The sequence below is a fragment of the Calothrix sp. CBUCES-K 9914 genome, from assembly GCF_059640475.1.
Map to the genome: position 1 here is coordinate 1 of NZ_JBXXZH010000070.1, position 24,445 is coordinate 24,445.

The 24,445-nt window shown below is 38.9% G+C and carries 5 protein-coding genes; all 5 read left to right on the plus strand.

Features of this window, described 5'->3' with window-relative positions:
- Positions 1-17,919, plus strand: a 17,919-nt coding sequence (locus AC2JBO_RS17275) for a putative Ig domain-containing protein (protein ID WP_496954887.1), incomplete at its 5' end; no start/stop codon positions are given.
- A 402-nt stretch (positions 17,920-18,321) separates the two neighbouring features.
- Complete coding sequence (locus AC2JBO_RS17280; protein ID WP_496954888.1) at positions 18,322-19,014, plus strand: pentapeptide repeat-containing protein; 693 nt, start codon at positions 18,322-18,324, stop codon at positions 19,012-19,014.
- Positions 19,015-19,505: 491 nt separating this feature from the next.
- A complete protein-coding gene (locus AC2JBO_RS17285) occupies positions 19,506-20,294 on the plus strand; it encodes a hypothetical protein (protein ID WP_496954889.1) in 789 nt (262 codons plus the stop codon).
- Positions 20,295-20,571: 277 nt separating this feature from the next.
- On the plus strand, positions 20,572-21,342 hold the full coding sequence (locus AC2JBO_RS17290) for a peptidylprolyl isomerase (RefSeq protein WP_496954890.1): 771 nt from the start codon (positions 20,572-20,574) through the stop codon (positions 21,340-21,342).
- Positions 21,339-24,296, plus strand: a complete 2,958-nt coding sequence (locus AC2JBO_RS17295) for a peptidase domain-containing ABC transporter (RefSeq protein ID WP_496954891.1) — start codon at positions 21,339-21,341, stop codon at positions 24,294-24,296. Before AC2JBO_RS17290 ends, AC2JBO_RS17295 begins: the two co-directional genes overlap by 4 nt.
- The last annotated feature ends 149 nt before the right edge of the window (positions 24,297-24,445 follow it).

Genomic DNA, 24,445 nt, shown 5'->3' on the forward strand with positions numbered 1-24,445 from the left:
ATTGCTTTTAACACATCGGGTGAATTTGACCAACAACTTGATTTAACTAACTTAACACCTGGAAGTCATACCCTGACTGTAACTGTTACTGACACCGCAGGTAATATCAAGAGAGTTGCTTATAACGTTACAGTTAATAATGATGTAGTTGCTCCTGTAATTGCTGCTGGACTTGCCAATGATACTGCACCTGGTGGCACCACAAATCTTGATAAAATAACCTTTGACCCGACAATTACAGGTACTGTTACAGATACAAGCTCTATTGATTCGTTAAAAGCAGGATTCAATAATACTCTTGAAGCGAATTTTATTGATGTACTGTCACAACTGCGAAGTGATGGTAGTTTTACATTCAACCTCCAAAAGTTAGAAACAATATATGGTGGTAGTTTACCAGATGGCGCCCATACATTACGTTTAATTGCAACTGATGAGTATGGTAATATCTCTCAAGCGTTTAGTTTTACGTTTACGCTTGATACTAAAGTTACTCAACCTGTCTTTAATTTAGATGCTGCATCTGATTCAGGTACATTGGGTGATAGAAAAACTAAATTCGATAAAATAACGCTTTCTGGAATCACCGAACCAGGTGCAACTTTAATATTAGAACAAAGTGGCGCCACAACAACCGCTGACAACACAGGTAAATATAGCTTCACTTCAGTAAACCTTGTTGGTGGAGATAATGTATTTACAGTGCGTGCAACTGATATTGCGGGTAATACGAACACCTTCTCTACAACTATTTATCGTTTTTCGGCGCCAACTGCAATAAATTTAACAAATAATAGTGTTGCCGAAAATAGTGTTATTGGTACATTTATTGGGGAATTAAGTAGTGTTGACGCAGATACAGGGGATACCCATAGCTATACATTAATAGATAATGCAGGTGGTCGATTCAAACTTGTTGGGAATCAGTTACAAGTTGCCAATGGTAATTTACTCGACTTTGAAACACGCGCGCAACATACTGTTATTATTCGTAGTACCGATAAAAACGGTTTAAGTAAAGACCAAGAATTGACAATAAACGTTACCAACGTTAACGAAGCACCAATATTTACAAGTACACCAAATAGTACAACAATTGAAGCTTTCTCCACATTTACTTACAATATCACGACCACAGACCCAGATGCAGGAGATACGCGCGCGTTAACTGCAACTGGATTGCCAAATTGGTTGACATTTATAGATAATGGTGATGGTACTGCAAGAATTACAGGAACACCAAATTCTTCGCAACTTGGTTTATTCAACATTGCTATTACAGCAACTGATGGTGGTGGTTTAAAAGCAACCCAAAATATAGTTATTGGTAGTCAAATAACTTTGCGGGAAGAAAACAACTTTAGTCCAGAACGCAAGTTTCCCCTAGTTGTTCCTACTACACCTTCAATACTTCGCTTCAAAATAGACCCAATTTTTGATAACGTTGACACCGACTCAATAAATGATGCTTTTGAAGTTGCGTTAGTTGATGAAAACGGAAACTCTATTGTCCATACCATTGCCTCCAGAAGAGACGCATTCTTCAATTTAACTGAAGGTGAGAATGCTGTATTAGGTGCAGGCGCCACATATGATAGTACCACCAAAACAGTTAGTTTGAATTTAACTGGTGTTAAAGCCGGAAATGCAAACCTAATTTTCCGTCTTGTAAATAACGATAGTGATACCACCACCAATGTTAAGATAACCGACTTTGCCATAACTGCGGCGCCACCAAATACAAATGCACCAACTCAAACAACATTTGCACCTGAAATACATGGTGGTTCTCTACCAAACTTCAATGTTTTAACTGATGTATCAAATAGTCTAGTAGCTGAATACGGTCGCACTAGCTTTAATTCAGATACAGGATTGCTGTATACAGATATTTCCATCAAAAATATTGGTACATATAGCGTCGATGCACCACTATTAGTAGCTATTAAAAATATTACTAATCCATCAGTAATACTGCGTGGTGCAGATGGCGTTACCCCAGATGGTATTCCGTATTATGACTTTACCAGCTTAGTTACGGGTGGAAAATTAAATAAAAGTGGAGAAACGCTTGAACGTACATTAGTATTCTACAACCCTCTTGATGTACAGTTTGACTATGATATAGTAGTACTAGCACAGCTTAATATCAAGCCAGTAATTGAATCAAAACCTGTCACAGAAGTTATTGCAGGAAAACAGTATAAATATAGTGTTAAAGCTACAGATTTTAATGGTGATGCGCTTAATTATAAATTATTAGCGGCGCCTGATGGAATGTCCATTTCTACAGCAGGGTTGATTACTTGGGATACTACAACAAGTAATAAAGGTAATCAATCAATTGTATTGGAAGTAAGCGATGGTCGTGGTGGAGTAGAAACACAGGTATTTACATTATCTGTTATAGAGGCGCCGCCAAATAGACCACCTCAATTTACTTCCACACCTGTTGTTGATGCATACATTAACAAAGAATATAAATACGATGCGGATGCTGTTGACCCAGATGAAAATAATCCAATCACCTATAACTTGATTACTGGACCAGACGGTATGACAGTTAATCCTAATACTGGTGTAACAGAGTGGACAGCACCACCAGTACTCAATTTGGGAGATACTATTCTAGGACGAATTGGTGTACCTGGGGAAAACGATGAATTTACCTTTAGTGGCACCAAAGGACAACGTATATACTTTGACCCATTACAATATACAGGTGTTGCTTCTAACTGGCGCCTCGATGTTTATAGTCCCAGCGGTATAAAAGTAATAGATGGCGCTAATTTCAACTGGGATAGTAATCAATTAATAACTTTACTAGAAAATGGTAACTACCGCGTAGTTGTTGATGCTGTTGGTGATTTTACTGGCACTTATACATTTAGCGTTATCAATACTAGCTTGGCGCCTGCTGTAGCTTTTGATAATGTTGTTAAAGGCAAACTTAACCTAGGTACATCTGATAACGTATATCGTTTTACTGGTAATAAAGGTCAAAAACTTTACTTTGATTCTTTGAGTAATTCAGGCGGTTTAGATTGGGTACTGTATAATGCTTCTAATGAGCGAATTGAAACTAACACTAGTGGTAACTTTAATGAGTTTGAAATAGATTTACCTTCAACAGGTGAGTATATTTTAGCAATACGTGGCAATTCTGAATTGAGTGGCGCCGTTGACTATTCTTTTACAATCATTACCCCTGAAACAATTACTAAACCTTTAGCTTTGGGCAGCAATGCTAATCCTAATATTATTAGCGATGCCATCAAAGAAAAAGGCGAAGTACACGTATATAATTTTACAGGTCAATTAGGACAGCGTTTATATTTGGATGCTATAAATAGTGGCTACTACACGACTAAAGCATACTTGTATAGTCCGAGTGGAACGGTTATTTTTGGGCACGACCTAAGTCGTAACAATGTTGGTCCGTTTACCCTTAAAGAGGAAGGTACTTACCGTTTAGTAATTGATAGCGATGGAGCAAATACCGACGCTTATAGCTTTAGCTTGCTTGATGTTGGACAAGCGAATTTAATACAAAAAGACATTGATATCAGTGGAACGCTAACTCCTGGTAATCAAACACACTTTTATAAATTTACAGGAAACAAAGATGAGCGTTTGTATTTAGACTCATTGCTAGATGGAGCAAATACAAATTGGTATGTAATAACATCTGATAATCAGATAATTAAGGATACCTATTCTCTTGGTGTGGGTACTGACTTTGAAATAACGCTCCCGTACTCTGGTGATTATATACTAGTGATTGCAGGCAATAACTCAGAGCCAGTTAACTACAATTTCAAAATAATTACACCCCTTACTAAAACCGACACAACCAAGAATTTAAATTCTGACTTTTCAAGTGAAATAGTTGAAAAAGGTGAACGGCATATTTATGAGTTAAAGAATGTTCCCAATGATACGCGGATATTCATAGACGTATTGCAGGAGAGTCCTGGCATTACTGCTTCTTTGGTGAGTGCGGGTGGCAATGAAGCGTTTAATGTCCCGATAGCTGGGGATAATAGGTTTGGTACTGTCCTGTTGCTGAATGATAATAATTATCAACTAATAGTTGATGGAACGCTCGAAAATACAGGCAGCTATAATTTCCGTTTTGCTTCTTTATCTAACGCAGATATTTTACCAATCGCGAATGCTAACAATTTAAACACAAGTCAACCAATATTGGGCGCCCTTACTCCTGGTTCATCAGTTAAAGCATATAAATTTACTGGGTCAGCTGGGGAACGTCTATATTTTGACAGTCAATTTAGCTCTCCTGACGCTGCTTGGATGCTAATAGGACCCGATAACCAGCGTATTGTAGAACCATTACCACTCAGCACTGATTTTGAGGCATTACTACCAGGTAATGGAACATATTATATAGTACTACGTGGAGACGGTGGCGAAACACCAATTGATTACCAAATTCAAGTTATATCTTCAACCACCATACCCGTCATACAAAACATAGGTAACGTAATTAATGGTAGTATTGGAGTTCTTGGTGAACAAGATGCCTACACAATAAATGTCAACACTGTTGGTCAACGCTTATACTTTGATGCTCAAAATGGTAACAGTAACATCACAGTCAAATTAGTCAGTCCCAGTGGTCAAGATGTATGGAGCGGTAATACTGGTGCTGACAATCAACCAATTGTGCTTCTTGAGACAGGCGATTATAGCTTAATTGTTGATGGCTATGGAGACGCAATTGGAGACTACAAATTCCGTTTTATCGATACAGCAACTGCTCCAACTTTGACATTGGGAACACCCGATAACGGCAGCATTAACCCCAAAGAAACCAAACTTTATAGAATATCAGGCGCCGCAGGGCAAAGGTTAAAATTAGATAGTTTGACAGCAGTAGAAAATGCAGAGTGGGTACTTTATACTCCTGGTGGTTTACCACCCAATGGTGGCATAACATTAGGTCCTAACTACCAGCCTACACCACTTAATAATGACTTTGAAGTATTCTTACCAGCTACTGGTATTTATACACTAGCAATACGTAATAATAGCGAGACTGCAATTAATTTTGACATATTTGTATCGAGTCAAAATTCGCCAACTGTTTTTAATACAGGGTTTGGCTCTTTAAAGAATGGTAGTGTAACTGAAGCAAACTCTTCAAGCTATACCTTTACAGCAGCTTCAGGTACGAAATTCTACTTTGATAGTCAAATAGCACCTACCTACTACTATCCGGTTGCAGTTCGCATTGCAGATAGCAATGGCGATACCAGGATACTACCAGGTCATGATGCTTCTTTTGATACTGGTCTAATTCAGATTGATAATGATGATACATACACCCTAACTGTATCCGGTTCGGGTGATTACAGTTTCTCTCTAATTGACCTAGATGCTTCTGAATCGTTGAATTTTAATACAACCACCACACTTGAGTTAAATTCAAGCTGGGAGACAAAAGCCTATAAATTTACTGGAAGAATTGGTCAAAAACTCTTCTATGATGCGCTTAATAATAATGACCCTGGAGTTAGTGTTAGGTTATTTAGCCCTGGTGGACGGGAAATTTTCAATATTGCTGCTCAATCTGACCGTGGTATTGAAAGCGGAATGACGCTAGCAGAAGCCGGTGACTACTATTTAGTATTTTCAAGTAATACTGGAACACCAACTAGCGTTCTTTTCCGTTTATTGGATGCGAGTAATCAAAATGTCACTACCCCAATTAAGTTAGATTCCGATGTACCTAGTCCCGAAGTTAATGGTGACTTTGAAACTAAGCTATATCGCTTCAATGGCACGGCAGGTCAATATATTTTTATTGACCAACAGCAAGGTGAAACTGCAACTAAGTGGACTCTTTACGGAACAGGAGGGCAAATAATTGCAGGTGGTGATTTACCTACCGATGGTGAAGTTCAACTCAGCGCAACTGGTGAGTATATTTTAGCAATGCAAGGTAATGGCGCCATTGATAGCAGCTACAAATTCCGCATCGTTACGCCTAACTTTACCACTGAACCACTAATTGATATAAATGAAACTTTTGGCGACATACAATACGGCGCCATTACTGAAAAAGGAGAAAACGACACCTATACTTTCAATGGTACTGTTGGACAGCAATTATTCTTTGATGCACTCAATACCAACGACCCTAACTTTACCGTTAGAGTATTCACTCCCACTGGCAAACAGTTATACGCAGGTCCCGTACAAAACGACCGAGATACGGAAACTTACAGTGACTACTATAGTGTGTACCCTGGATTTACCCTCACCGAATCGGGAGAATATCGTATAGTTATTGATGGTAATGGTGAAGCTATTGGTGATTACAGTTTCCGTTTATTAGATAAAGCGGATGCCAAACTAATTGACCTAAATAACGAAGAAGATAAAAATATTGAAGGTACTTTTGCTCTCGGTGGTGTTGATAGTCATTTATACCGTTTTACTGGTACAGCTGGTCAATACCTATATTTCGATACGACTAGTGGTGAATACCCCAATAAATGGATTCTCTACAAACCAGATGGAAAAGCTTTTAGTTCTAACGAAATTTATAATGACAACGAATTTGCTTTGACTGGTACGGGTGAATACTTGCTAGTGATACAAGGAAAGGGTGCCACAAATCAAAATTACAAATTGCGTATAGTCACGCCAGAATTTAAAGAAACACAACTTGAATTCAACAAATCTGTACTTGAAGCAATCAGCAAACCTGGAGAAAACGACACTTATTACTTCGACAATAATAATGTAGGGCAGCAGTTATACTTTGATGCGCTTAATACCAACACCACTAATATCACAGTTAGGTTGTTTAACTCAAGTGGTAATGAAGTTTATCGCGGTCCTTTGGAGAGCAACCGAGGACCCGAAACCACCGCAGATTACTATGGGGTATACCCTGGATTTGTTCTTACCGAAACAGGAAGATATCGCCTCATAATTGATGGTAATGGTGATACAACAGGCGCCTACAATTTCCGCTTGTTAACAAAACCAGAAGTCAGCGTTCCGGAGTTATTAGATAGAGATATAACGGGTGATTTTGGCGCGTCGGGTAAAGAAACTGACTTGTACACCTTTACTGGCACCGCTGGACAGTACATCTACATTGACATGATTGGTGGTAACTATCATGACTACTGGACACTATATGGACCAGGAGGAGAAATTGTTACTTATAATCTAACTTCTTATGACTCAGAACTAGCATTGCCTGCAACGGGTGAGTACATGTTTGCTATGTACGGTAGTGGCAATGGTAGTACAAATTACACGTACCATTTAGTCACGCCAGATTTTGAGACAAAGACACTCAATTTCAACGAGCAAATATCGAGCAGCATCGGCGAACCAGGGGAAAATGATACTTACACGTTTGATGGCACCGTTGGACAACAACTGTACTTTGATGCTCTTAATGCTAATGACCCCAACTTTACTGTCAGGATTATTAGCCCTAGCGGTAAGGAAATATACTCCGGTCGCGTACAAGATGATAGGGGTTCTGAAACTATCATAGGCTACTATGGAGTGTACCCTGGACTCATCCTCAACGAGACGGGAAGCTTTCGCCTAATCATTGATGGTAATGGAGATTCAACTGGTGATTATAGCTTCCGCCTGCTAAACATATCTACCTCTACTCCTTTAATAATAGATACTGATATAACTCAAAGTTTTGGTACGTTGAGTAGAGAAACCGATGTATATCGCTTCAGTGCTACGGCAGGAGAATATATATACATTGACAATATTGATGGCAACTATAGGGACTACTGGACTTTGTATAGTCCGGGTGGACAAGTTGTTACTGGAAACCATACAGCACATGATGGCGAATTAGCATTACCTACAACGGGCGAGTATATACTAGCGATGTATGGTAGTGGGCAAGGAAATGAAAATTACACTATCCATGTTACAAAGCCAATATCTGGTAATTCTCCTTTAACTCTCAACTCTACAACACGTGGTAGCATTTCAAAACGTGGAGAAAATGATACCTATACCTTCAATGGCACTGCTGGACAGCAACTGTTCTTTGATGCCATCGCTGGAACTAGTAGCATAAAAGCTCGTTTAATTTCTCCCAGTGGCGTAACAATTGTAGATAAGGATACCTTAACTGATCGGGGAGCATTTAATTTAGGAGAAACAGGCGCCTATCGTTTGGTAATTGATGGTGAAGGTGCAACAGTTGGTGATTATGGTTTCAGATTACTCGACCACAATTCTGCACTTCAAGTCAAGTTTGGAGCTACTGATTTTAATCAGGGCAGTATAAATCCTGGTAATCAAGTAAACCTCTACAAGTTTAATGGGAAGTCAGGACAACGCCTCAACTTTAACCTAGATGCAGATATTTGGAACGGCGCCAACTGGATATTATATGACCCCAGTGGTCAAGCTATCAGAACACCAGATATTAATAATCCAGATTTTAACGTTACGTTAGGCGCCGCTGGTTTATATACCTTAGCAATTATTGGTAATAGTGATACACCTGTTAATTACAAATTCACTGTCACCGACACGAGCACCGCACCTATTACTAATAATGGGATTGGATTAGTACAGTCAGGAACGTTGAATGCAAACGAGGTAATTGATTATCAATTTACTGCAAATGCGGGTACACAAATCATATTTGATGGGCAATTTGGTTCTCTATCAAATAACTACTTTATTCGGGCAAGGTTGCTTAACCCAGATGGTACGTATGTTTTTGATAACCATGTAACTTATGAAGATACGACGCCAATCGTACTAGAACAAAGTGGTAATTACAAGGTACAAGTATATGGTTACTACGGCGACACAACAGGCGCCTATAAATTCAACTTACTAGAACTACCAAGAACTTTACGTTCACCAAATCTAAACTATCTAGAAATAGGTGGTGTTGATGATGGCACATTGAATGCAGGACAAGGTAAAGTTTACACCTTTGATGGCGTACAGGGACAGAAAGTTCTATTTAACGCAATGGTTGGTGAGAGTGTTACTGCCACTTTATACGATGCTCACGGTAACAAATATTTCGAGCGTGGTAATTTTAGATGGGATGGTGATAGCGCACCATTAACTTTAACTACTACTGGTTTACACTATCTCGTTGTCAAAAACGATGACATATCAACGGAGCGCGATTATTCGTTCCAATTACTCGACTCCAGTACATCCCAATCAATAGCTTATAGTTTACCTGTTAGTGGTTCTCTTGATAACGGGCAAACTAGTAAAATTTATAAGCTACAAGCAACCAAAGGGGAACGTCTCTATTTTGATAACATCTCCTCTAATACTCCAAGCGATACTTACTGGTATCGCTGGAAACTTTATGGTCATGGTACTGACCCACTCTTTGATAATGAACTCTTGTTTGATGCCGAAATCATTATCCCAGAAACTCTTGAATATTACCTAGAAATTCAAGGTGGGAATAGTACCGAAAAAGTCGATTATAACTTCAGAGTTTTACGTCACTCCGAACCAATACGTGATGTAATTACACCTGGCAATGGTCTTGAAAGTAATAATAATACTGATTCACAAGGTATATTTAACGTTAAATTATCAGCAAAAGATTCGCTAGGCGCCGAATCAATTCAAGAATACAACATTAAACTTTGGGCTGACCCAACTAACAGTAACCCAGTAATTACAAGCACTGCCAAAACCAAGTTTTCTCTTGCAGATAAAGTTTATCAGTACAAACTTACAGGTGTTGACCCAGACAATGACCCATTAGTTTACCGTTTACTTGATGCACCACTCGGCGCCTTAATTGATAATGAAACAGGGGAACTATTATGGTTCCCGGAAGCAAATATCACACCTGGTAGCCAAGTTAATTTTAAGGTAGAAGTATCTGACCGTCGCGGTGGTAAAGATATTCAAACCTTTGCAGTTGATGTGTATGGCAACTTAGGTAAAATCCAAGGCGCCGTATTTGACGACCTCAACGGTAATGGTTTACTCGACTCGAAGTTAGTCAAGGGAGACAACCCAGCAATAGTATTTGCCATCGACGTATCAGGCAGTACCGCAGCACCGTTCTTTGGTGACGAAAGTAACCCTAACGTTAAGACTGTTCTTGATGCCCAAGTTGCCGCAGTTGAAGCAATGGTTGATGCAGTCATTGCTCAAGGTGCGGGTGACAAAGTGAAATTTGGTATTATTCCGCACAAATTTAATGCCGTTATCCAAGATATGGATAATGCAACACCAGGACTGCAAATTTATACCACTGCCACTGCTGATACGAATAATAACGGTATTGCGGATATTCGAGAAATCCTAGCTTCTTACCGTCCAGATGGTAGTAACAACTTTACTACTGCCCTACAAACAATTGACAGCTTGTTCGACGCATTACCAGGAGACCCCAACCTCATCTTCATGTCGGATGGTTATGGTCCTCTTGATCCAACTGTTGCCTCCACAGTGGTGGCAGATATTAAAGCAAAAGGTGGTAACGTCACAGCATTCGGTGTTGGTTTATACTCAACAATTGAAACAATTAAGAAGATTGACCCCAACGCTGAACAAATTACCGATTTTAACAGGCTAATTAGCATTTTCTCCGGTTTTGATGACCGCTACGCGATTGAACCATTAAAAGAAAATGTCACTGTTTACCTCGACCTGAATAATAATGGTGTTCTTGATAAAAATGAACCAAGTCGCATCACTAAGAAAAATAATGAAGTCTCAATATTAGGTACAAACAAATACAATTACACCTTCGATGATTTGCTACCCGGTACTTACACAGTACGAACGGTCGTACCTGCTGGTTATAATTTAACCACTCCACTCTTCGGCGCCTTTATTGATACAATTACCGTCGGTGGAGAAGATTATCGACACTTAGCAGGTATTGGTAAAGTCAGTGAACCAGTTAATGTTGACCCAATATTTGTTACCACACCTGATAAGTACAGGGTAAAAGCAGGAGAAAACTTAATTTACCGCGCGTTAGCAACAGATGCCAATGCTGACCCATTGAATTATGACTTAATACTGGCGCCCCCCGGTATGACTTTAGATAGGACTGCTGGTACAGTCGTTTGGTCTCCCACTAAGCAAATTATCGAACAGTATTACACTGAATTATTTGCAGAAAGAGAACGTCTCACAGCACTTGGTCGTGGAGAGTTCGCGCGCAACACCGTTGAATTAAATGTTGGTTTACGGGTGCGTGATGGCAAGGGTGGACAAGCACTGCAATATATTAATGTCGAACTACTTCCTGATAATATTGCACCAGTATTTACATCGGCGCCTAAAATTAACAAAGCACAGGTAGATAAAACATTCCGTTACCAAGCAACAGCGTTAAATACTGATGGTGATGCTTTGGTTTACTCACTAACAGAAGGAGCATCACTAGGTGTTAATATTACCAACACAGGTTTAGTTACCTGGACACCAAATAGCACACAACTTGGCAATCAAGAATTTACCATCAAAGTAACCGATGGAAAAGGTGGGGAAGCGTTACAACGAGTAAGTGTAGTTGTTGGCGCCAACTTACCTAACACCGCACCAGATATTACCTCCACTCCCCGTACTGTTGTAAGGCAAGGTAACACCTACTTCTATAAAGTAGAAGCAAACGATGTTGATGGTGATGCTCTTACATACAGTTTGGCTACCAAACCAACTGGTATGGAAATTACCCAAGATGGGTTTATATCTTGGACTCCCACCGCAGCACAATTTGGTAATTACACAGTCAGTTTAGATGTATCTGATGGTGCTTTAATTACCAACCAAAGCTTTACCCTTAACGTTACAAACTTTGCTGCAAATAACGCACCAACTATTACCTCAACTCCTAATCTCGTAACTAATTTAGAGCGAACATACGAGTATAATTTAATAGGTACTGACCCCGATAACGACTTGTTGTTATGGAGTCTTGATAATGCGCCCGATGGCATGGTAATAGATGCTATTACTGGTGCCTTGAGATGGCAACCATTATCTACACAAATTGGTGAACACACAGTATTAGTACGTGCTACCGATGCTTATGGCGCCTATGTCGGTCAAGAATTCACTCTCACAGCGCGCGGTACTAACACACCACCCGCAATTGTTTCTACTCCGGTAACAATTGCTGCACAAAACCAAGTTTATACCTACAACGTAGTTGCCACTGACGTAGAAAATGACGAACTTACTTATAGCTTAGGTCGGCGCCCAATTGGGATGACCATAACAGACGAGGGTAAAGTTGAATGGAAACCATTATCTAATCAAATTGGTTCCCACACAGTTGAAGTGATAGCTCGTGATAGTCAGGGCGCCACTTCGACACAAACCTTTACTATAGAAGTGGGTACAACAGCGATAAATAATGCTCCAGCTATTACCTCGACACCAAAATTTGTTGCAACCGTTGGCAGTCCTTATAGCTATCAAGTTATAGCTACTGATAAAGATGCTGGTGATACACTGACGTATCAAATATTATCAAAACCAGATAATATTGATGTCCGAATTAACTCCACCACTGGTTTATTAACTTGGGAGAATCCAATTGCAGGACTTTATCAAATTGTAGTTGGCGCCGTTGATAAGGGTGGACTGGGTGCCGCACAAAGATTTACCCTTACCGCGCGTAATAATAGTAATCCTGTAATTAATTCCACTGCTCCAACTACTGTAACACCTGATAGTACTTATGCATACGATGTTAAAGCAATAGATGCTGATGGTGACAACTTAACTTACAGCCTAGACTCAATATCAAGTGATAAAGGTATAACTGTTGATGCATTGGGTCGGTTAAGATGGGCGCCTACTATCAGTAATGCTGGTAATCATGCAATTAATGTTACGGTCAATGATGGTAATGGTGGTAGCGCAAACCAAGAGATTAACCTAACTGTCGCGCGGGATACGATGGCGCCTCTCGTTCGATTAATTGCCCTCAATAATACTGCCAATTTAGGTGATGATATTACATTCCAAGCGCGCGCTACAGATAATGTCAAACTTGCTAGCTTGCAGTTATTAGTTGATGGTACACCAGTAATACTTGATGCAAACGGTATTGTTACAGTTAAGGCATCACGCAGTGGTACAATTAGTGCAGTAGCAATTGCTACTGATACAAGCGGTAACACCAAACAAGAAACTTTTGATGTCACGGTCATTGACCCCAGTAATGTCAATCCACCAACTGTAACCCTTCAACCTTTAACAGTCTCAGATGGATTTATCACGGCGCCTACTTCTATACGCGGTAGTATTTCTGATGATGGTACTTTAAGTTACTACAGGTTGTTAGTGGCGCCTGTATGGGCTGTTGATGATGATGGTGATAGCGATGAATTTACAGAAATTAAGCGTGTTAATAACCCAACTGCAATAACTAATGGCATACTCGGTACACTTGACCCATCGCTATTACAAAATGATACCTATGTTGTGCGTCTTGAGGTTGCAGATAGTGGTGATAATATTAGCTACACTGACCAGACGGTTGATGTTACAGGCGATTTGAAGCTGGGTAACTTCAGGTTAAGCTTTACTGACCTCACAGTTCCTGTTACTGGTATACCAATTACCCTCACACGTACTTACGATACGCTCACATCCAATACTCGTGATGACTTTGGTTATGGTTGGAGGATGGAGTTTAGGGATACTGACTTGCGTACCAGTCTTGGTAAACCCACCGAAGAAGATGATATTTTAGGGTATCAACGCGCGTTCAAGGATGGTACTAAAGTATACATTACATTACCAGGTGGTAAGCGAGAAGCATTTACATTTAGACCAACCCTTGACCGGATATTTAGAATCGCTGCTGGTATTAGCGGTAACGCCGATGCGCTTGTTTATCATCCTGCATTCGTTGCAGATAAAGGAGGTACGAGTACCTTAACAGTGAAGGATACAAAAATTATCAAGCGCGCGGGTAGTAACGAGTACGTTGGTTTTGATGCTGCTGGTGTGCCTTACAACCCTGCGGATATCAACTTTGGTACTGTCTATGTACTAACGACTAAAGAAGGAATTGTTTACGAGATTGACGCGCGAACAGGCGATTTGTTGACCGTTACTGATACCAATGGTAATAAACTTACCTACACAGATGCGGGTATTACTAGTTCAACTGGTAAACAAATTACGTTTGAGCGCGATACTGCAGAACGTATTACTGCTGTACTAGACCCTATGGGGTATTTGATTAAGTATGACTATGATACAAAGGGGGATTTAGTTAGCGTTACCGACCGCGAAGGTAATGTCACACGCATGGAGTATAACACCCAACGTCCTCATTATCTTGATAAGATTATTGACCCACTTGGTAGAACTGGTGTACGTAATGAGTATGACGACATAACAGGACGGTTAAAGGAAATATTTGATGTCAATGGTAAGAAAGTTGAGATGACCTATGACACCAATACTTCTAGACAAATTGTTAAAGACGCGCGCGACTACGAAACTGTTTACATCTACGATGAACGCGGTAACATTCTCCAAGAAATTGACCCCGTAGGCAAAGTAACCAAACGAACTTACGATGACGATAACAACCTTAAAACTGAGACAATTATTACTGACGAAAGTGGATCAGATGGCTATACTACCACTTACACCTATGACAGCAAAGGAAACCAACTAACTCGAACCAATCCTCTAAGCCAAACAGAAATATACACCTATAACTCTCTTAGTAAGCTTTTAACCAGCACCAACGCACTCGGTCATACAACAACTTATACCTACGATAGTCGGGGTAATGTAACATCCAAAACCGATGCAACTGGTAACAAAACTACATACAACTACTACGCGAACGGCAATCCTTGGACTATTACCGAAGGTCTAAACGATATTACCACGTTTGAATACGATAGTTTTGGCAACCGTGCTAAGAAGACTGATGCTCTTAGTAACGTAATAACCTATACCTATGATTTAAACGGTAATCAAGAAACAGAAACCAGAAAACTTACCACACCAACTGGAGTGCGTACTTTAGTCACAACCCAAACATACGACCGCAGTGGTAAAGTCAAAACTGTCTTAGATGCGGAAAATGCTTTAACACAGTACGATTACGATGTCAATGGGAATCAAATACTGGTTATTGATGCTCTCGGTCGTCGCACAAACATGCGCTACAACGAGAAAAATCAAATGACCGAAATGATTCTACCGGACAATACTCCAGATAATTTGCTCGACAATCCGAGAATCAAATATGACTACGACGCAGCAGGTAATCGCACGGCTATCACAGACCAAGATGGACGTACTACTAGTTATACTTACGACCCGCTCAACCGTCCTACTGGTATGATTTTGCCAGATGCAACGCCAAATAACCTAACAGATAACCCACGCATCACTGTGGAGTACAACAAAGCGGGTCAGATGAAAGCTCTTATCAAAGACGGTATTAGAACCGAGTTTGAATACGATGCTGCTGGTGATATGAGATTGACCCGCAACATTAAAAACGGTCAAGTTTACGAAACTTCAACTGTGTACGACAAAGCTGGACGTAAAGTATCCACAACAGATGCTCTCAACCGTACTACAAAATTCGTTTATGACGGACTAGATAGATTGGTTGAGATGATTTACGTGGATAATACAAGCACTAAAACTACATACAACGCTGCTGGTAAAGTCCTAACCCAAACAGACCAATTTGGTCGCGTCACCCGCTACGAATACGACGCACTCGACCAACTAAGATTTGTTATTGACGCAAAACAAAATCGTACTGAGTACCAATACGACGAAGCTGGCAATTTAGTTTACCAAAAGGATGCTAACAACAATATTACTCGATTTGAATACGACGGGTTAGGTCGTCGAACTGCGGTTGTACGTCCAATGTTGCAGCGTTCCACTACTGTCTATAACAAAGTGGGTAATGTGATTGAAACTACTGACTTTAATGGTGACAAGATTAAGTACGACTACGACTTGAACAATCGCCTGATTAGCAAACAATTCCTCAATGAAAATAACAGGTTAGTTGAATTTACTTATACTGCTGCTGGTAAGCGCGATACTGTTAAAGATAGTCTCGGTATTACTGACTATGACTACGATATACAAGGACGAATAATTAAGGTTACTAATCCTGACAACAAGGATATCTCTTACACATACGACTCAGTGACCGGAAAACTAGCAAGCCTTACTACATCGGATGGTACGACTAATTACCAATACAATAGCTTAGGTCAGCTTGAAAAAGTAATTGCCTTCAACGGCGAAACTAGCTACAACTACAATGCTGTAGGCAATCTTGAGAAGGTAACATTACCCAATGGTAATACTCAAAACTACAAATATAATAAACTCAACCAATTAGAGGTATTGGAAACCAAGGACAGAAATAATAACTTGATTGCTAAATACACTTACACTTACGACAAAGTAGGTAATACTAAGTTAGTTGAAGAACTGGGCGGTCGTAAGGTAGAGTTTGACTACGATGAACTCAATCGCTTAACTTTAGAGACTATCACCGACCCTGTAAATGGCAACCGTATAATTGAGTACGTCTATGATAACGTTGGCAATCGTCTCACCCGTAGGGATTCTCTACAAGGAGAAACAACTTATGTTTACGACATTAACGACCGTTTAAGAACCGAAACTATAGCCGGAGTTACAACTACCTATAATTACGACAACAACGGCAATGTTACGGGCGAAGTAGCTCCAGGACAGCAAGTAGTGTACGATTGGGATTCAGAAAACCGCTTAATTGGAGCGAATATTACCAACGGTAATGTAACGCGCCAATTGGGTTACAAGTATGATGCTGATGGCAATCGAGTTGCTGCAATTGTTGATGGTCAAGAAACTCGCTATTTGGTCGATACTAACCGTCAGTACGCTGAAGTAGTGTCTGAATACACTCCATCTGGACAAACTCAAGCTACATACGTACACGGGCTTGATTTGATTTCTCTTTCAAGAGGTAGTAATTCTAACTTCTATCTATATGATAGGCACAGTGGCGTTCGCCAACTTAGTAACGCAGCAGGTGTAGTAACTGATACTTATAACTATGATGCTTACGGCAACTTGCTACAATCTACTGGTAGCACCCAGAACAATTACCTGTACCGAGGCGAGCAGATTGATAGCAACTTAGGTATGCAGTACCTACGGGCTAGATATTACAACCAAAATCAAGGTCGCTTTGCTTCTGTTGACCCATTTGAGGGTTTCACGGAGCAGCCGATGACAAGACATCGATACATTTATGGTAATGATAATCCAATTACTTATATAGACCCAAGCGGGGCGATCACCAGTGCAGCAGAGTTCGGAGCAGTGTTGAGTATTTTAGACATACTGGCGACATTAGGCACCGGACTAATATTTCAAGGAGCTGCGGCATTGCTTTTCGAGAAAGATAGATATTGGGAAGGTGTTTTTGGTTATTTTGATCTTCCAGCCATAACAATAGGAGGTGTTGGCTACCTTAATGCTACATCGCAAACTATTCCTGAATACTCTGGTTCATGGATAATTGTAGGTTCCGGTATTGGTCAATCTAATGGACAAAATCAGTTTCAAATTCCTTTGGCAAAGACTGTGTTAAAATCTCCTAGTATTGTTGGAATAGGTCCTCAAACTTTTACTGGAGAGTTCGCGTTTATCGGAGGACAAGCTAATGGTTTAACTTCAGCATACTATACAATAGGGTTTGGACAAGGAGTTATTTCTCAGGCTGCTCCTCCAGGAGGAGATAAACCTGATGCAGGTTTCGGTGCTTACGTTGGATTATCTATACCAATCCCAAGCCGAGTAAGAGATGGTGCAATAACGGTGGGAACAAATGTTAAAAATAAATTCAATGAGATAAAAAGAGGCTTGTTCAACAGGTAAGTGATGAAGGCAGAGGGCAGAAGGTATGCAATATGGTGGGGGCTTCGACTCACCACCAATTGTAAGCTGCTAAATCGAAGATTATGGCAGGGGGGGCTTAAACCCTTTGCTCCCTCGCACGCATCGAGAAGTACGAGGCTTCTTGTCAGATTCCTTCTTTCCTTCTGCCCTCTGCCCTCGTACTTCTGCCTTCTAGCTAAAATTTGATTTAATTAAGTACGCGAATGTATAATTTGTAAATTTTAGTGATTTATTAAAATTTATGTTTCGCGCCAAATCATAAATTGACCTACAATCGTAACAGTTCACATTTTCAAACCTTTGAATTAAAAATTAAGAATTTCAGCGATGATATTGCAGGGAAAGTAAAAATTACTTACAGTCAACCTTTATTACTTTTTTATGTCTACAGACAATCAAGGAAATTATACAAATAAGGATTTACGTTTTTGTGATTTTGAGGGTCAAGATTTAACTGGTGCTAACTTTGGTTTTTCTAACTTACAAGGCGCTAAATTTAGTAGAGCTACCTTAAAAAATGCTATTTTTTATGGTGCTGATATCCGAGGCTGTAACTTTACAGATTCTTCCTTAGAAGGAGCTAGCTTTGAATGTTCGCAAATCGGTGTAAGTGATGAAAAACTTATTAATCTATTTTTTTCTTCTATCGGTTTTTCATGCTTCATAAGTTTCATTGTTGCTTTAAGCGGTTCAAGCCTAGGTGTTTCTTTTGATGACTCCGATTTAAGTCAAAAAATAGGAGCTTTTTTAATTTCTTTGATTATAAGTATTTTGTGCTTAGTCATATTCACGCGGAATATTATAATTTCTTTTAATAACCAGGAGCTTACATCTATATTATTTTCATCAAGTATGTTATTTATCTGCTTATTTGTATTACTATATTGCTTTAAAAAAATCAAACAAGTTTTATATAAAAATAGTTATACATGTTTCAATAATGCAAATTTAAATAACGTTTGTTTTGCAAGAGCAGTAATAAAACATGCAGATTTTCAGAATGCTAATATTACAAATATTGATTGGACTGATGCTATTATTAATGTACCACTTGATATAAATGCAGCTAACTAGTTAATTGAAAACACTAATTAAAAAAAACTATGGGTTTACTGAATTTAGTAATGTTGCTTTTGTAATATTCTCACTTAAATTGATGCTGAAGTTCACCAAGATAAAAGCCGCCTAATCCGTGCTTGAAAACATCACTTGTTGACTACAGGTGTTAATTAAATATTTATACGTGAAGAAAGAAGTTTAGACCGAAATTGGAAGAAATTGATTTTAAACCTCTTTTTTGTAGGGTTTAATACTAGGGTGTTGACTTTGTGGGAAACGGGTGCCCAAAAGTTCATACAGTTTTTGTGTCTAAAATAAAAGCTCTATAATCCTTATTATACAAGCCTTTAGAGGCTTTGTTATGAAACACGTATTATGCATGGGTAAAAATTGCCCAAAAACTCTTAAAGTCAACACCCTAGTTTAATACCCTACCTTTTTTACTATCATTATTAGGATATTTTTGCATAATAATTTATAAATTACTAGATTATAACCAATAAAAAATGAAAATTGTTCAAAAGACACGTAACTTTTTTAAAATTGAGTATTTGCCTTTGTGCAAGTTTGCAAGTGACTTCATAATCGTGGGTAGCTTAGTTACTCTATTCCTACTAGAATCAAGAATTTTTACATCAGCTAACCTGACGTGCAACAGGAATAAAAATAATATTATAAATTGTCAACTAGAACGTTTTGCTACTTTGAGCAACAAATCAAGTATTAATATATCAAATCCAATAGAAGCTAAATTAATTGAAGTGCGTCCCAAAGGTCATCCTTTATACAAAATTTTAATTGTTACAAGAAGTGATTTGTTCTCTCTTCTTCCTAACTTAGATGGTAATTACAAATTAAGCCAAGCTATTACATCTAAAATCAATAATTTCATTGACAATCCAAATCAAGAGCATCTATCAGTAAGATATGAAGGACAAACCTACCTTGCATTTCCAAGAATATTTCTTTCTTCTTTTATTATAATTGGTATATACTGGAAATTTATCACCAAAGTAGTGATTTATAGCTTTGACAAAAATTTTCAGACAGTATTGATAGAAAATAAGAATATTTTTGGTACTACAATTATTCAATATTCTTGGAGTGAGATTTTAGACATAAATGTAGAAGAGAACACAACTAGACACATAAAAGTTAATTCTCCCAGTAACAGGTATAGATTAGTATTGATTTTAACTGGTAATCAAAAAGTACCTTTTACCCAAGATTATCCTCTGTCAAAAACATACGCAAGATATATTGCTAATAATATTTTAAATTTTCTCAAATCTTAAATCTAAAAGCTTTCATAAATATTAAAAGGCAGTGGGGTAATGAAAATACCGACTCCAAGAATCTCGACTGCCGTAAGCGCAGATAGTACCCGTGTTTTGAGTCACCATCACTGTGCTACCGTATTCCCACGTACCAAGATTTTGATAAATAGCACTGCTTTTAAGTATCCTCAAGGTTGCCATCATTACAATTACTAAGCAATCCTTAAGCAGGGAGTTTGTATTTAAAACAACACGACCTTTTTCAGGCTGCTTTTTTCTACCGAAGTTTATTGCTATGGCACACATCCAACTTGGCAACCAAACAATAACAGCCGCAGAGGCATTAACTCTGCTGGCGGAGTACCAACTATTGTCACAGTTTCAACGCGAATTAATCGTTAACAAAGCCATTGCTAATGTTGAACTAACTTCTTCCGAGAAAGCCACAACAATAGAGCAATTTTTTCAACATAACAAGCTTACAACGTCATATGCTATAACAGCAGCACAAAAACAACTGTGTATAACTGAGCAACAATTTGAAGCCATAGCTACAAGGGAACTGCGGGTAGAAAAATTCAAAATCGCCACATGGGGTAACAAACTTGAACAATATTTTCTTCAGTGTAAATCCCAGCTTGATAAAGTTGTTTATTCCCTCCTCCGTACTGACAACTCCGAGATTGCACAGGAATTATTCTTCCGCATCCAAGATGGTGATGCTACGTTCGCTGATTGTGCAAAAGAGTATTCACAAGGCGCCGAAGCACAAACTGGTGGGTTGATTGGTCCTGTTCCTATATCCCAAGCCCATCCAGCCATAGCACAGAAATTGGGTACATCAAAACCAGGACAAGTTTTACCACCAATGAAACTGGAAAACTGGTACGTAATTGTACGCCTTGAAAAATTAATTCCAGCACAGTTAGATGATACGACACGTGTCATGTTGCTTAATCATTTATTTGAACAGTGGTTGGCAGAAGAAATTAAAAACACGCCAATTTCTTTAGTTGGTGACAATCTCGCTATCCCATCATCTACGCCAGCCCTAGCAATGTCATGACTACTAGTATAAATATTTATTATCAATTCCTAGCTAAAACCCCACCGTTTGACAAGCTCTCTCCAACGGTAATTGAGCTAATTGTAAATTTTATTGAGCCATTACGTTACCGAATGGGTCAGGCAATTTTAGTCAAAGATAACCTGCCTGCTAACATTTATATTATCTACTCAGGACAAGCACGGTTACTGGGATATCAACCCAGCATAGAGGCGCCACAAACATTGTCTCGACTCGAAGCGGGTGCTATTATCGGCGCCACTAGTATTATCAGAAATGTACCATGTGAAACTGTTATTGCATCAGTCGAATCAGTTTGTTTAACTTTTAAAGTATCTGACTTTCTAGAATTATTAAATAAACAACCTGACATCGCTACATATTTTCGTCACTCTATAAATTTAATTGAAATATACGACTTAATAGGTGCCGAACTTAATCGTCGAGGTAAGGTTGTTGATGACTTAAAAGAATTAGCAATTCGAGCATTAAATTATGCTAATATTTTAAACTTACCACCTGGTAAAACCCCACTAAATCAAATCGACCCCAATTTACTATGGTTCGTTAGCAGTGATGGTAGTAACTATCCTGTTAGTAGTATTATTAATCCTTCGACTGGGAATGATATTCAATCTACTGGTAAGGGAGTACGCCTCATCGGGTTTGCTGACCATACATTATCATTTGAGCAAGATACAACTACAAATACTGAAGAAATAACAACTAATTCTAATCATAATGATAGTGTACCATTCGCACCCGAAAAACCAGAAGTAGTAGAATCAACCAACAAGCAACAAACCAAATATCCCTACGTTCATGGTCGAGGACCAGTTGACGCCACACTTGCTTGTTTCCAAATGCTATCGCAATATTGGAACACACCTTGGAAGAAAGATGTACTTAAACGCGCGCTAGTCAACAACCACCAACGAACTGGTAAAATATCAATTGAAATATGTGGCGCCGTTGCTGAATTGATGGGACTAAAGGCACAGCTTGTAGAAGTGCCCGGAGTCGCAGTATCTAAATTACCTACACCAGTATTAATTCCTTGGCTAGATAGCTTTGCAATTGTTTACCATGCCACTGAAAAAGAATTAGTACTCGCTATCCCCGAACAGGGAATTGTTCGTAAAAAGCCAGAAGCATTTATTGATGTCTGGGGTGAAGATGGACAAGTATTGCTTGTACAGTCTACACCAGAAACACCCAAGAAGCGATTTAATTTAAGCTGGTTTCTCCCGGCAATCAAAAAGCATAAAACTGTATTAATCGAAGTTTTTATAGCATCATTATTTGTACAATTATTAGGACTTGCTAACCCACTCGTTACTCAAGTAATTATTGATAAGGTAATTATCCAAAATGGTGTCAACACTCTCAACGTACTAGGGTTTGTGTTGATAGCAATGGCAATCATCGAGGGAATAATCACTTGGTTGCGTACTAACCTATTTGTAGATACTACCAACCGGATTGATTTATCGTTGGGTAGTGAAGTTATCGACCACTTATTAAGATTACCACTACGCTACTTCGAGAAACGACCAGTAGGGGAAATATCATCAAGGATAAACGAATTAGAGAATATTCGCTCATTCCTCACAGGTACAGCACTTACTGTTGTCCTAGATGCTATATTCTCAGTAGTTTATATCGTAGTAATGATATTTTACAGTTGGTTACTCACAATTGTAGCATTAGCCACTGTACCGTTATTCGCATTATTAACATTTATATTTGCACCAATTATTCGCAGTCAAACTCGTACTAAAGCTGAACGTAATGCGGAAACTCAATCGTATTTAGTTGAAGTAGTATCGGGTATTCAAACAGTCAAAGCACAGAATATTGAACTAAATTCAAGGTGGCAGTGGCAAAAACGCTATGGTAAATATATCAGTGCCAGTTTTGATAATGTACTCACATCCAATACAGCAGGTTCATTATCTAACTTCCTCAACAAATTATCTAGTTTACTATTATTATGGGTAGGCGCCTATTTAGTATTACAGAAGGAAATCACATTAGGGGAACTAATCGCATTTAGAATTATCGCTGGTTATGTTACAAGTCCACTATTACGATTAATCCAACTGTGGCAGAACTTCCAAGAAACTGCATTATCATTGGAACGATTAGCCGATATTCTCGACACTCCCCAAGAAAGCGAACTAGCTGGACGTAACAACATCCCAATGCCAGCAATACTAGGACAAGTCAAATATGAAAACGTTACCTTCTCCTTTGCTAAATCCCCTAACCCACAACTTAACAGTGTATCAATAGAAATTCCAAAGGGTTCATTTGTTGGGGTTGTCGGACAAAGTGGCGCCGGAAAAAGTACTCTCACTAAATTAATACCCAGATTATACGAACTCGATGCGGGAAGAATCCTCATTGATGGGTATGACATTAGCAAAGTTGAATTGTACTCGCTGCGTCAACAAATTGGGATGGTACTGCAAGATACTCTCCTATTTGATACCACCGTACAGGAAAATATTGCCCTAACAATGCCCAATGCAACGCCAGAAGAGATTGTCGAAGCTGCCAAAATAGCTTGTGCCCATGACTTTATCATGAACCTGCCCAATGGGTATAACACGCGCGTTGGTGAAAGAGGTTCAGCATTATCTGGTGGACAAAGACAGAGAATGGCAATCGCGCGCACTGTCCTGCAAAATCCACCGCTGTTGATTATGGATGAAGCAACCAGCGCACTTGATTATGCCACAGAAAGACAAGTTTGTTCAAATTTACAAGCTGTATTTAAAGGTAGGACAGTGCTATTCATTACGCACCGTCTCGCAACTATTAAAAATGCTGACATTATCTTGATGATGAGTCAAGGAAAGGTGGCAGAACAAGGTACACACAATGAATTAATGGCAATGAAGGGATTGTACTACTGTCTCTATCAGCAACAGGAAGCATCAGGAGGGTAAAACAATTAAAAACATTCGTGTTTATAGCTTAAACGGTAGTAGCAATCACTAATTAATATATACCAATTAAGCACTAATTATAGCTGATACAAGCAATATTAATTTTTCAATATTTACAAACAATAATTAAACTAATAATTCGACAAAAT

Bases quoted from the DNA above. Each gene is read 5' to 3' on its own strand.
- AC2JBO_RS17280 (WP_496954888.1), top strand. From the start codon at position 18,322: ATGTCTACAGACAATCAAGGAAATTATACAAATAAGGATTTACGTTTT.
- AC2JBO_RS17285 (WP_496954889.1), top strand. From the start codon at position 19,506: ATGAAAATTGTTCAAAAGACACGTAACTTTTTTAAAATTGAGTATTTG.
- AC2JBO_RS17290 (WP_496954890.1), top strand. From the start codon at position 20,572: ATGGCACACATCCAACTTGGCAACCAAACAATAACAGCCGCAGAGGCA.
- AC2JBO_RS17295 (WP_496954891.1), top strand. From the start codon at position 21,339: ATGACTACTAGTATAAATATTTATTATCAATTCCTAGCTAAAACCCCA.